The 12,794-nt window shown below is 72.7% G+C and carries 15 protein-coding genes; 6 read left to right on the top strand and 9 right to left on the bottom strand.

Annotated features, from left to right (window positions below):
- Nucleotides 1-31: 31 nt before the first annotated feature.
- A complete protein-coding gene (locus LPA41_RS26615; RefSeq protein ID WP_229073587.1) occupies nucleotides 32-1,036 on the bottom strand; it encodes a DMT family transporter in 1,005 nt (334 codons plus the stop codon).
- Between the two features lie 71 nt (nucleotides 1,037-1,107).
- Here LPA41_RS26615 and LPA41_RS26610 point away from each other — a divergent pair, with 71 nt between their 5' ends.
- Nucleotides 1,108-2,541 carry a PLP-dependent aminotransferase family protein gene (locus LPA41_RS26610; protein WP_229073586.1) on the top strand — a complete coding sequence of 478 codons (1,434 nt, stop codon included), beginning with the start codon at nucleotides 1,108-1,110 and terminating at the stop codon, nucleotides 2,539-2,541.
- On the opposite strand, the gene LPA41_RS26605 is transcribed toward LPA41_RS26610, so the two are convergent.
- Nucleotides 2,522-3,328, bottom strand: coding sequence for a DUF3097 domain-containing protein (locus LPA41_RS26605; RefSeq protein WP_229073584.1), 807 nt, complete (start codon nucleotides 3,326-3,328; stop codon nucleotides 2,522-2,524). The genes LPA41_RS26610 and LPA41_RS26605 overlap by 20 nt on opposite strands.
- A gap of 90 nt (nucleotides 3,329-3,418) precedes the next feature.
- Between LPA41_RS26605 and LPA41_RS26600 the strand changes: the two genes are divergently transcribed.
- Together LPA41_RS26600 and LPA41_RS26595 are read left to right on the top strand one after the other, a co-directional pair.
- Nucleotides 3,419-4,201, top strand: coding sequence for a hypothetical protein (locus LPA41_RS26600; protein ID WP_229073583.1), 783 nt, complete (start codon nucleotides 3,419-3,421; stop codon nucleotides 4,199-4,201).
- Between the two features lies 1 nt (nucleotide 4,202).
- The gene (locus LPA41_RS26595) at nucleotides 4,203-4,706 is read left to right on the top strand and encodes an NUDIX domain-containing protein (protein WP_229073581.1); all 504 of its coding nucleotides are present in this window, start codon (nucleotides 4,203-4,205) and stop codon (nucleotides 4,704-4,706) included.
- On the opposite strand, the gene LPA41_RS26590 is transcribed toward LPA41_RS26595, so the two are convergent.
- Nucleotides 4,683-5,444, bottom strand: a complete 762-nt coding sequence (locus LPA41_RS26590) for a hypothetical protein (protein WP_229073579.1) — start codon at nucleotides 5,442-5,444, stop codon at nucleotides 4,683-4,685. The genes LPA41_RS26595 and LPA41_RS26590 overlap by 24 nt on opposite strands.
- A 165-nt stretch (nucleotides 5,445-5,609) precedes the next feature.
- On the opposite strand from LPA41_RS26590, the gene LPA41_RS26585 reads away from it, so the two are divergent.
- Nucleotides 5,610-6,344: a hypothetical protein gene (locus tag LPA41_RS26585; protein ID WP_229073578.1), complete on the top strand. Its 735-nt coding sequence runs from the start codon at nucleotides 5,610-5,612 to the stop codon at nucleotides 6,342-6,344.
- A 5-nt stretch (nucleotides 6,345-6,349) separates the two neighbouring features.
- On the opposite strand, the gene LPA41_RS26580 is transcribed toward LPA41_RS26585, so the two are convergent.
- The 6 genes from LPA41_RS26580 to fabG all read right to left on the bottom strand — a co-directional run bounded on the left by LPA41_RS26580 (nucleotide 6,350) and on the right by fabG (nucleotide 10,763).
- Nucleotides 6,350-6,784 (bottom strand): NUDIX domain-containing protein, encoded by a 435-nt coding sequence (locus tag LPA41_RS26580; protein WP_229073577.1) that lies wholly within the window; start codon nucleotides 6,782-6,784, stop codon nucleotides 6,350-6,352.
- Entirely contained in the window at nucleotides 6,781-7,203 is a 423-nt protein-coding gene (locus tag LPA41_RS26575) for an NUDIX domain-containing protein (protein ID WP_229073733.1), read from the bottom strand. The genes LPA41_RS26580 and LPA41_RS26575 overlap by 4 nt, the downstream gene beginning before the upstream one ends.
- Before the next feature lie 123 nt (nucleotides 7,204-7,326).
- Nucleotides 7,327-8,106, bottom strand: coding sequence for an HAD-IIA family hydrolase (locus tag LPA41_RS26570; RefSeq protein WP_229073575.1), 780 nt, complete (start codon nucleotides 8,104-8,106; stop codon nucleotides 7,327-7,329).
- Nucleotides 8,103-9,134: a ferrochelatase gene (locus LPA41_RS26565; protein WP_229073572.1), complete on the bottom strand. Its 1,032-nt coding sequence runs from the start codon at nucleotides 9,132-9,134 to the stop codon at nucleotides 8,103-8,105. The genes LPA41_RS26570 and LPA41_RS26565 overlap by 4 nt, the downstream gene beginning before the upstream one ends.
- Nucleotides 9,135-9,244: 110 nt before the next feature.
- Entirely contained in the window at nucleotides 9,245-10,012 is a 768-nt protein-coding gene (gene fabI, locus LPA41_RS26560; protein ID WP_229073570.1) for an enoyl-ACP reductase FabI, read from the bottom strand.
- A gap of 46 nt (nucleotides 10,013-10,058) precedes the next feature.
- Nucleotides 10,059-10,763: a 3-oxoacyl-ACP reductase FabG gene (gene fabG, locus LPA41_RS26555; protein ID WP_229073569.1), complete on the bottom strand. Its 705-nt coding sequence runs from the start codon at nucleotides 10,761-10,763 to the stop codon at nucleotides 10,059-10,061.
- A 93-nt stretch (nucleotides 10,764-10,856) separates the two neighbouring features.
- Between fabG and LPA41_RS26550 the strand changes: the two genes are divergently transcribed.
- The gene (locus LPA41_RS26550) at nucleotides 10,857-12,068 is read left to right on the top strand and encodes a sensor histidine kinase (RefSeq protein WP_229073567.1); all 1,212 of its coding nucleotides are present in this window, start codon (nucleotides 10,857-10,859) and stop codon (nucleotides 12,066-12,068) included.
- Nucleotides 12,065-12,724 (top strand): response regulator transcription factor, encoded by a 660-nt coding sequence (locus LPA41_RS26545; protein ID WP_229073565.1) that lies wholly within the window; start codon nucleotides 12,065-12,067, stop codon nucleotides 12,722-12,724. Before LPA41_RS26550 ends, LPA41_RS26545 begins: the two co-directional genes overlap by 4 nt.
- Nucleotides 12,725-12,794 lie beyond the last annotated feature (70 nt).

Here is a 12,794-nt window from a genome sequence, read left to right as displayed (position 1 = left end):
CGGTCGTCAGCCGATCACCGCGGCCCGGTCGTCAGCCGATCATCGCGGCCGGGGATCGGGCCGCCCCGGTCCGGCGTTCGGTGAGGCCGAGGGCCAGACCGGCGGCCACGGTGGCGATGCCCAGCCAGACCAGGGGTTGCGGGGGCGGGCCGCCGAGCAGCATCCCGACGAGGGCGGCAGAGACCGGGGCCACGCCGGTCAGCAGGCCGGCGCGGCCGGCGCCGATGCGGGCGACGCAGGTGTACCAGAGCAGGAACGCCACCGCGGTCACCGCCACTGCCAGGTAGGCACCGGCCAGCAGGTCGTCGGCCCGCAGGCGGCCGGCGGCGGCCGGGCCTTCGAGGAGAAGCCCGGCCAGACCGAAAAGGACCGCGGCGAGCCAGGTGGTGTGCACGGAGACGCCGAGCGGGCCATGGCGGCCGAGCAGCGGTACGGCCAGGAGCGTGAACGCCGCCTCGCACGCGAACGTGACGAACGCCCAGACCAGTCCGGTCGCGTCGGTCCGGCCCAGACCCTGCACCAGGGCGGCGCCGGCGGTCACCACGGCGGCCGCCGCGAGCACGCGGGCGGCCGGCTTACGGCCCTCCAGCAACGGGCCGCCCATCGCGAGCAGGATGGGTACGCAGGCCACGGCAACGCCGAGGACGGCCGGTTCGGCGTGCTCGGCCCCGCGGACCAGCGCGACGTTGAAGAGCAGCAGGCCGGTCCCGGTGACACCGAGCAGCCACAGCCACTCGGTTCCGCGCGGCCGGTGCAGCGCGGCACCCCGGGCCCGGTGCAGCGCGGCACCCCGGGCCCGGTGCAGCGCGGCACCCCGGGCCCGGTGCAGCGCGGCACCCCGGGCCGGGTTTCGCGGGGGCGGGACGCTGGCCGAGGCGAACCATCTGGCCCAGGCGACGAGCAGCAGGCAGGCCGCCGCGTAACGCAGGGCCTGGACGGTGAGGAGCGGGGCATCGGTCAGGTGGCCGGAGACGGCGACGCTGCCGCCGACGAAGACCATGCCGGCTGCTCCGAACGCTACGGGTAAGGCTGTCACACCTCGATCCTGCGCCGCGATATGGTCCGGTTGGAGGACCAATCGGGCGCGGACGAAGAGGACCAAAGCCGGTGGCGGGATCGGACTTCCTTCAGCTGCGGGCGGAGACGGCGCCGGCTGGTGGGCTAACCGCCTGGCTCGCGGACGGCCTGCGCGAGGCGGTGGCCACCGGGCGGCTCGTGCCGGGCGACCGGCTGCCGGCCACCCGCCTGCTCGCGGCCGAGCTGGGCGTCTCGCGCGGCGTGGTGGTCCAGGCCTACCAGCGGCTCGCCGACGAAGGCCTCACCGCGGCACGGACCCGTTCCGGCACGGTGATAGCGGGCGGCGGAGCAGCCGCGGCGGGCAGCGGCGCGGGCGATCGGCGGCGGGCGCTGGCGGAGCTGCGGCTGCCTCTCTCCACGCCGGACGGTATCGACATCGACCTGTCGCCCGGCGTGCCCGACCTGTCGGCGTTCCCGCGCGCCGCCTGGTTGCGGGCGGAGCGCGCGGTACTTCACCGCGTGACCGGAAACGATCTGGGTTACGCCGACCCGGGCGGTGTCCCGCGGTTGCGTGCCGAGCTGGTGGGATGGCTGGCCCGTACTCGTGGGTTGCGTGCCGACGCGGACGACGTGATCGTCACCGCGGGTATGGCGCAAGGCCTCGCCCTGCTCGCGCAGGTGCTGTGCCGGGACGGCACGGACGCCGTCGCCGTCGAGGACCCGGGGTCACGCGGGGTCGCCGACCAGCTGGCCTACTGGGGGTTGCGGCCGGTGGGTGTGCCGGTCGACGGGGCCGGCATGCACGTGGGCGAACTGATCAGAACCGGTCTCCGGGCGGCCGTGCTGACGCCTGCGCACCAATTTCCGACCGGGGTGGTGCTGAGCCCCGAGCGTCGCCGGGCCCTGCTCGAATGGCCAGGATTGATCATTGAGGACGACTACGACGCCGAGCACCGCTACGACCGGGCGCCGGTCGCGGCGATGCAGGGGTCAGCGCCGGACCGGGTGGCGTACCTCGGCAGTGTCTCCAAATCGCTGGCACCCGGCATGCGTCTGGGCTGGCTTGTCGCGCCGCGCCGGATGCGTGCCCGGCTGCTCGCCGCCAAGCATGCCGGTGACCTGGGCAATCCGGTGCTGCCCCAGCTCGTCCTCGCCGAACTGATCGCCACCGGCGACCACGAACGGCACCTGCGCGCGGTCCGCGCCCGACAGCGGCGCCGGCGGGACGCGCTGCTCGGCGCGCTGCGCGCCCACATCCCGGGCGTGCGGGTGGAAGGGGTCGCGGCGGGGCTGCACCTGCTGATCACTTTCGACGGGTACGGGCGGACGCCCGACACCCTTCTCGCGGACCGGGTGGCCGCCGGCGGCGTACTCGTGCATCCGCTCTCCTGGCACCGGCAGCGACCCGGACCGCCCGGTCTGGTGCTCGGTTACGCCGCGCACCCGCCGGACCGCCTCGCCGAGGCCGCCGCCCGCATCGGCCGCGCCCTCACCGCCGAGCGTCTCAGTGGTCGAGAACAGTGACGAAATCGATCAGCCGCTCCATCGAGTTGATCAGAGGTGTCTCGACGTCCTTGTAGGTCCGCACCGACGCCAGGATCCGGCGCCACATGTCGGCCGGCTCCCGCACGCCGACCGCCTCGCAGACGCCCTCCTTCCACGGACGACCGGGAGGGATCACCGGCCAGGCCCGCAGACCGACCCGTTCCGGCTTCACCGCCTGCCAGATGTCGATGTAGGGGTGACCCGTCACCAGCACGTCAGGATGGGTCACCGCGGCCACGATCCGGCTCTCCTTGGAACCCGGCACCAGGTGGTCGACGAGCACACCCAGTTTGCGCCGCGGCCCGGGCCCGAACGCGGACACCGCGTGCGCCAGCTCGTCGATGCCGTCCAGCGGCTCCACCACGACGCCTTCGATGCGCAGGTCGTCGCCCCAGATCCGCTCGACCAGCGCGGCGTCGTGGATGCCCTCCACCCAGATCCGGCTCGCCTTGGCGACCTGCGCCTTCACCCCGTCGACCGCGACCGAGCCGGACGCGGTGACCCGGCGCTGCCGGGCGACCGGTGACGCCACCGGGCGGCGCAGCGTGACAGGCTTCCCGTCGAGCAGGAACCCGGCCGGGGCGAGCGGGAAGTTGCGGCGCCGGCCGTGCCGGTCCTCCAGCACCACGGCGCCCAGTTCGAAGCCGACCACCGCACCGCAGAAACCCGAGTCGGCGTCCTCCACCACCAGATCCGGTTCGGCGTCCACCTCGGGTGTCACCCTGCGGCGGCGCCAGTTGCCGGACAGCACATCCTCCCCATACATGACCCGCACGGTAACTCGCGATCACGAACACACCGACGGTGACGCTCCGACCCGAGACAACCTTCCTTACCGGCACGTACCCTTGCTCGCATGTCTCCCGCAACTGGGGCGGCCACCCGCACCGCCCGCCGGTCCACCCGGTTCGTCGCCTGGGTGCGCGCCTGGCGCGCCGGTCTCGTGCCGTTCGACGAGCTGGCCGACGAGATCGCCGTCGGCGAGGAGCACCTGGTCGCCGACGCGCCGGGCACGTGGACCGACGTGCCACTCGCCCAGGGTCTGCCGGTCTTCGCGAAACTGCATCCCGACGACATCCGGCTGGTCCTGCCGGTGCCCGGCGACCCCCGTGGCCTGCCCGGCCCGAGTGACCTGACCGGCGCCGCGCTGGTGGCCGGCGAGGCGGTGATGACGCCCGAGTTCGGTGTGGTGCCCGAGGTGCGGCGGCACACGTCGGGGTCCGGCGTGGAGTTCGAGACCGTGCTGTGGCGGGTGCTGCCGGCGCCCGAGCACCGCCCGGTCTTCCAGATGGGTGCGGCCGAGGCGGAGGCGGAGCTGACCGTCGCGCTCGGCGAGGCCACCACGCAGCTCACCAAACTGGACGTGGCGCAGTGGAAACCGGAGCTGGCAGGCGCGTTGCAGGCGCTGCGCCGACCGGAGAGCACCGCCACCCTGCCACCCGGCTTCGACCCGCGCTCGCGCCGCCTCTTCGCCCGCGCCAGCGTGCTGGACCAGGTGCTGGCGCTCGCCGAGACGAACGCCCCGGGCGGCGCGGTGAACGGCTTCGAGGCCCAGGCGCGGGATGCGGCCCTGCGCCCGCTCACCCGGGCGTGCCGGCAGGCGCTGGTGGCGGCCTGCAACTCCCCGCTGCATCCGTGACATGCCGGACCGGCATGCGCACTGCCCGTTCTGCGGAGCGCGTTTCGAGCCGGGCCGGCCCTGGCCGCGGCGGTGCACGGCCTGCGGCGAGACCAGTTACCTGAACCCGAGCCCGGTCGCCGTCGCCCTGCAACCGGTCGGCACCGGCCTGCTCGCGGTGCGGCGCGGCATCGCACCGGCGCGGGGCCGGCTCGCCCTGCCGGGCGGCTTCGTCGAGCAGGGCGAGACCTGGCAGGCCGCGGCGGTGCGCGAGCTGGGCGAGGAGACCGGCGTGGTGGCGGACCCCGAGGGCGTACGCCTTTTCGACACGATCAGCGCCCCGGACGGCACGATCCTCATCTTCGGCCTGCTGCCCCCGCTGGCCGGCCCGCTGCCGCCGGTCCCCGACACCACGGAGACGTTGGGCCGCGAGGTCCTCGACGGACCGGCCGAGCTGGGTTTCAGCATCCACACCACGATCGCGAACCGCTGGTTCGCCCGGTCAGGAGGGGATGTTCCACGCTGAGGCCCGCAGCGCGATCGTCCCGTCCTGACCCACAGCGGTCACCGACATGACGAGCATCCGCCACGGGATGCCGGCGGTCCTCGCGTCGTTCCGCGAGCTGGTCAGGCAGTAGATGTTGCCCTGACGTACCGGCTCCCGCCCCTGGTACGCCAGTGGGCTGATGGCCAGGAGATCCGCGCAGGCCACCGGCTGGACGGCCTCGGACTCCGCCTTGGCGGCCCGGACACCGGGGCGCAGCGCGAAGTACGGCGGGTCGTTGCCGCACGGGTCCTCGAAATAGAGCTCGGCGATGCCGGAATCCACCTGGACCTGCGGCTCGTCGAAGTCCACGTTCACGGCGTTGTTACAGGCGGCGGGCACCTTCATGGCCTTCTCGACATATGCCTCGGTGTACTGCGTCTGCGGGTCGAGCGTCGGATCCCCGGTTCCCGTGGGGTCCGCCGGGTCGGTGGGCAGCGGCTCGGCCGACGGTGCCGTGGTGGGCGGCGGGGTGGTCGCGGTCGGCTCGGCCGGCACGGCCGGCGCGTTCCCGGCGTTCTCGGCGGCTTCCACGGCGTCGGCCGCGAGGTTGCCGGCGCGCCACGCCAGGACGGCGGCGGCTCCGGAGAGAAGCAGCGCGAGCACCGCCACGAACGTGACGAGCGGGCTCCCCCGGCGCGGCGACCGGGCGGGCTTGCCGGTCGGGGCGGCCGGATCGGGCGGGGTCGGATCGTTGCGGAAGGCGCTGTCGTGGCTCACGGTTGCCGTGTCCTCTGTGATCAGTTCCCGAAAGGTATGCGGCACCCTATCGGGACTCGGGTGCCGCGAAGCTGTCGTACATGCGTCAATGAATGGCACACACGGTCATGGATGGCTGGTCGATAATTTGTGCCCGCATCCGGCGATCCTCAGGTGGGCGACATCGTGAGCACCACTTCCTCCGGGGCTCCCCCGCCCTCCCGGGACGACGCCGCCACCGGCGGCCCACCACGGCGCCGCGGCCGCCGGGACCCGGCGACCGTGCTCGGTGTCCTGGGCCTGCTGCTGACGGTGGTGAGCGTTCTCGTGGCGGTCGGTGCCTGGCTGTGGCCCAACTCGCCGCCGGCGCCCGAACCGTCCGGCTCCGGCTCCGGTCCGGGCTCCGGTTCGGGCCCGAGCCCTTCGCCAGCACCGGCACCGACGACCACCGGCACCACCACGGCACCGGCACCGGCGGGTGTGTTCCTGGACAGCCTTCGTCCGGAGGCCGGCGGTGAGCACCTCACCGAGCTGCCGCGAAAGATCCGCGACGACCCCGCGTACGGTGACCGGCCGCTGGCGATCCGCTGCCCGTCGAACCAGACCGGCGACCAGACGCACGACGTGACGTGGGACCTCGGCGGCTACTACCTGGACCTGCAAGCGGGGGTGCACCCGTTCTACCCGGCGGGCTCGGACACCCGGTCGGCGACGTTCGTGACAGCCGTCGTGGGGACCCGCCTCACCGACGGGACGCTGCGCACCGTCCGGGCCGGCGAGCAACTGCAGGCCCGGCCGGGCAGTCCGCAGCCGCTGGCCGCCGACGTCGAGAAGGGTGCGAAGCTGACCGTCAGCGTCCGGTGCGGTGACCCCCGAGGCACCGTCGTCCTGACCGGCGGCTCGCTGACATCCGCCCGCTGAGTCGCTCAGTCGATCAGGCCGGCCGCGGCCAGCTGGGACACCAGGATCTGGATGGCGGGGGCGCAGCGGGCGATGTCGGCGGTGCCGAACCAGGCCAGCTCGGCGATCTCGTTGGCGGGTGCCGGTTCGGTGGCCGCGCCGGCGTCCGGTTCGCCGGTGAAGCAGATCAGGCGGACACGGGTGCCGGGCGGCCGGTTGTGTGCCGGGGCCTCGATCGTGGTGAACGGGCGCAGCGCGGCCGGGTTGAGCCGGACACCGACCTCTTCGAAGGTTTCCCGGGCGGCGGTCGCGGCGTGGGTCTCCCCCGGTTCCGGTTTGCCGCCGGGCAGGTAGAAGGCGTCCGACCCGGCGGTACGCACCACCAGCACCCGCCGGTCGCGGACGTGGACCCAGGCGGCGGCGACGACGTCGGCCGCGGTGCGGCCCGGTGCGGCGGTCATGCGAGCACGAACGAGGCGCCGGCCTCGAACCGGGCCAGGTCTGCCAGTGCGGCGTGCACCGAGTGGGTGGTGCCGTCCGGCAGGGCGCCGGGCATGTGGAACGCCGCGTCGGTGGTCTCGTCGGTCTCCCGGAGCAGGTCACCGGACCACTCGTCGACCCGGACCGCCAGCGAGACGTGCTGGTAGGGGTGCCCGTACGCGCTGACCGTCACATGCCCGCCGGAGTAGATCGCGAACGGGGTGATCCGGTGCGCGGTCAGGCCGGTCTCCTCGTACACCTCGCGGACCGCGCACTCGTGCAGGTTCTGCCCCAGCTCCATGGTGCCCGCCGGCAGCGCCCACCGGCCGTTGTCGCTGCGCCTGATCAGCAGGACCCGGCCGTCGGGGTCGCGCAGCACCGCCCGCGCCCCCACCGTCATCAGGACCCGGTCCGGTCCGGCGAGTTCCCGCAGCTGTCCCAGATAAGACTCTTCCCAAGCAGGCACGGCAGCGACGCTACCAAGTGCGGGCGGGCACCCCCGCCCGCACCACGGCGGGTGTTGTCAGATCTCGTCGATCAGGTCGGCCACCGAGTTCACGATCCGGGACGGCCGGTACGGGTACGTCTCGCTCTCCATCCGGCTGCTGATGCCGGTGAGCACCAGGATCGTCTCCAGCCCGGCCTCGAGACCGCACAGCACGTCGGTGTCCATCCGGTCGCCGATCATCGCGGTGGTCTCGCTGTGCGCGCCGATCGCGTTGAGTGCCGAGCGCATCATCATCGGGTTCGGCTTGCCGACGAAGTACGGCTTCACGCCCGTCGCCTTGGAGATCATCGCGGCGACCGAGCCGGCGGCCGGCAGCAGGCCCTCGTTGGACGGGCCGGTGGCGTCCGGGTTGGTGCAGATGAACCGGGCCCCACCGTTGATCAGCCGGATCGCCTTGGTGATCGCCTCGAAGCTGTAGGTGCGGGTCTCGCCGAGCACCACGTAGTCCGGCTCGAACTCCGTCAGCACGTAACCGGAGGCGTGCATCGCGGTGGTCAGGCCGGCTTCGCCGATCACGTACGCGGTGCCACCCGGCCGCTGGTCGGAGAGGAACTGCGCGGTCGCCAGCGCGGCCGTCCAGATCGACTGCTCGGGGACGTCGAAGCCCATCCGGTTGAGCCGGGCCTGCAGGTCCCGCGGGGTGTAGATGGAGTTGTTGGTGAGGATCAGGAACGGCTTGCCGGACTCCTTCATCCGGTTCACGAACTCGGGAGCCCCGGGCACCGGCACACCCTCGTGGACGAGCACGCCGTCCATGTCGGTGAGCCAGCTCTCGATAGCCTTGCGTTCCTTCATCGGGGGGCTCCTCGTCGCTGTGGGGGCGGGCAGCAGTTCTCGGGACAGAAGTCCCAGGTCGGGAGCGTACCGAGCGTGGTGTGCGCGGCTTCGGCGGTCCGTTCCTGGACCAGCTCGCGCACCATCGCGACGAACCGGGGGTGGACGCCGGGGGTGGCGGCCCGCGCGTATCCGAGTCCGAGCCGCTCGGCGGTCTCCTTGGCCTCGTTGTCCAGGTCCCAGAGCACCTCGAGGTGGTCGGAGACGAACCCGACCGGGCTGACCACCACGTCGGTGATGCCCTTCTCGGCGAGGGCCTCCAGGTGGTCGTTGATGTCCGGCTCCAGCCACGGGATCTGCGGCGGGCCGGACCGGCTCTGCCAGACCAGGTCGTACTCCAGGTCCTCGGCGGCCGCGGCGTGCACCAGCCGGGCGGTCTCCTCGAGCTGGGCGTTGTAGCGGCCACCGGTCGGTCCGGCCGTCTTGGCCATGCTGACCGGGATGGAGTGGGCGGTGAAGACCAGCCGGGTGCTGGCGCGGCGCGCCGGGTCGAGCGTGCCGAGGGCGGCCCGGACCGCCTCGATGGTGGGCTCGACGAATCCGGGGTGGTCGTGGAACTGACGCAGCTTGAGGATGCGTGGCGCTTTCGGGCCGACGTGGGCCCGGGCCGCGGCGATGTCCTCCCAGTACTGCTTGCAGGAGGAGTAGCCGCCGTACGCGCTGGTCGCGAACCCGAGCGCGGTCTCGATGCCGTCGTCGCGCATCTGCGCCACGGTGTCGGCCAGCATCGGGTGCCAGTTGCGGTTGCCCCAGTACGTCGGCAGGTCGATGCCGTGCGCGGCGAACTCGGTGTCGATAGCGGCCAGCAGATCGCGGCACTGCTGGTTGATGGGTGAGACCCCGCCGAAGTGCATGTAGTGCTCGTACACCTCGGCGAGGCGCTCATCCGGAACTCCGCGCCCGCGCACCACATTGCGCAGGAACGGCATCACGTCATCGGGCTTCTCGGGCCCGCCGAAGGAGAGCAGGACGAAGGCGTCGTATACCACCCACCCATCCTGCCACCGCCTCACGCAGTGCTGGCTGTTGGCCTGCCCTTCTGGCCCTCGCGCACAACGCCGTCGATGGCCGCCGGCTGGGTGCCGCTCGGTGCAGGCGGTCAGGCCCCTACCGCGTGGTAACCCCCGTCGACGTGCACAACCTCACCCGTGGTGGCCGGGAACCAGTCGGAGAGCAGGGCGCAGATCGCCCGGGCCGCCGGCTCCTGGTCGGTCAGGTCCCAGCCCAGCGGCGCCCGCTCCGACCAGGCCTCCTCGAACTGCTCGAAGCCCGGGATCGACTTGGCGGCCATGGTGCGCAGCGGGCCGGCGGCGACCAGGTTGCTGCGGATGCCCTGCTTGCCGAGGTGTACCGCGAGGTACCGGCTCGCCGACTCGAGGCCGGCCTTCGCCACGCCCATCCAGTCGTAGACCGGCCACGCCTGGGTGGCGTCGAAGGTGAGACCGACGACCGAGCCGCCCCGGCCCATCAGCGGCAGGGCCGCCATGGCGAGCGACTTGTACGAGTACGTCGAGATGTGCAGCGCGGTCGCGACGTCCTCCCACGGCGCGTCCAGGAAGCCACCGCCGAGGCAGCTCTGCGGGGCGAAGCCGATCGAGTGAACCACGCCGTCCAGCCCGTCGACGTGCTCGCGGACCTTGTCGGCCAGCCCGTTCAGGTGCTCCGGGTTCGTCACGTCCAGCTCGATCACCGGAACCGGTTCGGGCAGCCGCTTGGCGATCCGCTCGACGAGCGAGAGCCGGCCGAAGCCGGTCAGCACCACGGTGGCGCCGTTCTCCTGCGCGACCTTGGCGGCCGAGAAGGCGATCGAGGCGTCGGTGATGACACCCGTGATGAGCAGCCGCTTACCGGCCAGAAGTCCAGACACAAATCTCTCCTGAGGGTATTGCCGTGGAACCGGGGTTCCCGGGGCTTCAGTGGCCCATTCCGAGGCCGCCGTCGACCGGCAGCACGGCGCCCGAGATGTAAGCCGCGCTGTCGCTTGCCAGGAAGGTCACCGCGGCGGCGACCTCGTCCGCGGCGGCGAGGCGCCCGGCGGGTACGGACTTGATGATTTCGGCCTTGCGGGACTCCGGCAGCACGGCGGTCATCTCGGTCTCGATGAAGCCGGGTGCCACCACGTTCGCGGTGATGTTGCGGGAGCCCAGTTCGCGGGTGATGCTGCGGGCCATGCCGACCAGGCCGGCCTTGCTCGCCGCGTAGTTCACCTGACCGGGGCCGCCGTAGAGGCCGACCACCGAGGAAATGAAGATCATCCGGCCCCACTTGGCGCGCAGCATCTTGCCGCTGGCCCGCTTCGCGCACCGGTAGCTGCCGGTCAGGTTGGTGTCGACGACCCGCTCGAACTGCTCCTCGGACATCCGCAGCAGCAGCGTGTCGTCGGTGATCCCGGCGTTCGCCACCAGGACCTCGACCGGGCCGAGCTCGTTCTCGACGTACGTGAAGGCGGCGTCGACGGCCGCCGAGTCGGTGATGTCGCACTGCACGCCGAGCAGGCCTTCGGGCGCGCCCGAACCGCGGTGGGTCACCGCGACCCGGTCGCCCTGCTTCGCGAACGCCTGCGCGATGGCCAGGCCGATGCCGCGGTTTCCTCCGGTCACCAGAACGGTGCGAGCCACAACCTGCTCCTTCGACGTCATACCCGGGTAGGGGGTGCCGGGTGGCACCGTAGGGTCACGACACCGTCACCGGCCCGCCGTAACCTGCTGGGAATGGAGACTAACGGCCCTGTCCCGCATGGCGGTGTGACGGGGCCGCTGACTTACCTAACGTTCAAGCAGGAGATTCCCAGGCCACCGGCCCGGCGGCGATGGAACGGGTACGCGCTGCCGCTGTCCCTGTTCACCCTCGTGGGTCTCGGGATCATCGCCGGCGAATACCTGGCGGGCACCCGGAACCTGCCGAACGCCGCCGCCGCCGTGCTCGCGGTCGGCTCGGTGCTGCCGGTCGCGGTGTCGTACCGGCGACCCGTGCTGGCCTGGCGGCTCGCGTTCGTGATGCTGTTCGCCGGCGTGATCAACGCCGCGCCCGCCGAGTCCTGGCCGTGGAACACCGTGCAGATCTTCGGCACGCTCGTCGTGCTCGGCCGGCTCGCCGCCACGCAGGAGTCCCCGGTGACCGCCTGGGCCGCCACGTTCACCCTGGCGCCGGTCTTCCTCTTCGCGCCGCGTGGCAACGCCTGGGGCGCCGCGCTGCTGATCGTCGCGGTGGCCGCGCTCGGCGACATCGCGTCCCGCCGCCGCCGGACGCGCGAGCTGCTGGCCGAGCAGACCGAGCTCAACGAGCTGGAGCGGGCCCGCCGGGCGGTCCTGGAGGAACGGGCCCGGATCGCCCGGGAGATGCACGACGTGGTGGCGCACCACATGTCGATGATCGCGGTGCAGGCGGAGACCGCGCCCTACCGGGTGGCGGACCTGCCGGAGGCGGCCCGGGCCGAGTTCACCGGAATCGCGGGGGCGGCGCGCGAGGCGCTCACCGACATGCGGCGCCTGCTGGGCGTGCTGCGGGCCGAGCAGGAGCAGGCGCCGACGGCACCCCAGCCGGGGTACGGGCAGATCGCCGATCTCGTGGCCACCGCGCGACGGGCCGGCCTGCCCGTCACCGGGGAGCTGCCGGACATCGCCGGCCTGCCCGAGGCGGTGGGGCTCACCGCGTACCGCATCGTGCAGGAAGCCCTCGCCAACGCGGCCCGGCACGCGCCCGGCGGCCCGGTGCGGCTCGACGCCCGCGCCGAGGCCGGGCGGCTGGAGTTGCGGGTGCACAACAGACTGACCCGGGAGAACACCGCGCACACCGACGGGCACGGGCTGGTCGGCATGCGGGAGCGGGTGGCGCTGCTCGGCGGGGAACTCGACGCCGGCCCGGACGGTGACGGCGGCTACCAGGTGACGGCACGCATCCCGCGGCAACCGGAGGTCAGATGATCAAAGTGCTCATCGCGGACGACCAGGCGATGGTCCGGCAGGGCTTCGGCGCGCTGCTCGCCGCCCAGCACGACCTGCTCGTGGTCGGCGACGCGGCGAACGGGGCGGACGCGGTCACCGCGGCCCGCGAACTGAGCCCGGACGTGGTGCTGATGGACGTCCGGATGCCGGTGATGGACGGGCTGGAGGCCACCCGCCGGCTGGCCGGCGGCCCGAAGGTGCTGATCCTCACCACGTTCGACCTCGACGACTACGTCTACGAGGCACTGCGCGCCGGGGCCAGCGGATTCCTGCTCAAGGACGCGCCCGCCGCCGACCTGGTCAATGCGGTACGGGTGGTGGCCGCCGGCGAGGCCTTGCTGGCGCCCTCGGTGACCCGCCGGCTGATCGCCGAGTTCGCCGCCCGGCCGCACCGGCACCGGCCACGCCCGGTCGAGCTGAACGCGCTCACCCCGCGCGAGACCGACGTGCTGCGCCTCATCGCCCGCGGCCGGTCCAATCAGGAGATCGCCGCCGACCTCGTCGTGGCCGAGCAGACCGTGAAGACGCACATCGGCCGCATCCTGGCGAAACTCGGCCTGCGCGACCGGGCGCAGGCGGTCGTGCTCGCCTACGAGACCGGGCTTGTCGCGGCCGGGGAACAGCCGTCCGGGTGACCCGATTTCATTAAGTGGAGCGCGAGGAGTACGCTCCCAGGCGGTTCCCAGGTCGGACGAGCTATGGAGG

This window comes from Actinoplanes sp. DH11, from assembly GCF_020873875.1.
Lineage (GTDB): Bacteria > Actinomycetota > Actinomycetes > Mycobacteriales > Micromonosporaceae > Actinoplanes.
This window is presented reverse-complemented; position numbering and strand designations above follow the sequence as displayed.

Coding starts and splice junctions, on each gene's coding strand:
- LPA41_RS26570 (WP_229073575.1), bottom strand. CDS start 8,106: ATGAAGGAACGCAAGGCTATCGAGAGCTGGCTCACCGACATGGACGGC.
- LPA41_RS26575 (WP_229073733.1), bottom strand. CDS start 7,203: ATGACGGTGGGGGCGCGGGCGGTGCTGCGCGACCCCGACGGCCGGGTC.
- LPA41_RS26605 (WP_229073584.1), bottom strand. CDS start 3,328: ATGTATGGGGAGGATGTGCTGTCCGGCAACTGGCGCCGCCGCAGGGTG.
- LPA41_RS26595 (WP_229073581.1), top strand. CDS start 4,203: ATGCCGGACCGGCATGCGCACTGCCCGTTCTGCGGAGCGCGTTTCGAG.
- LPA41_RS26550 (WP_229073567.1), top strand. CDS start 10,857: ATGGAGACTAACGGCCCTGTCCCGCATGGCGGTGTGACGGGGCCGCTG.
- LPA41_RS26545 (WP_229073565.1), top strand. CDS start 12,065: ATGATCAAAGTGCTCATCGCGGACGACCAGGCGATGGTCCGGCAGGGC.
- LPA41_RS26580 (WP_229073577.1), bottom strand. CDS start 6,784: ATGACCGCCGCACCGGGCCGCACCGCGGCCGACGTCGTCGCCGCCGCC.
- LPA41_RS26600 (WP_229073583.1), top strand. CDS start 3,419: ATGTCTCCCGCAACTGGGGCGGCCACCCGCACCGCCCGCCGGTCCACC.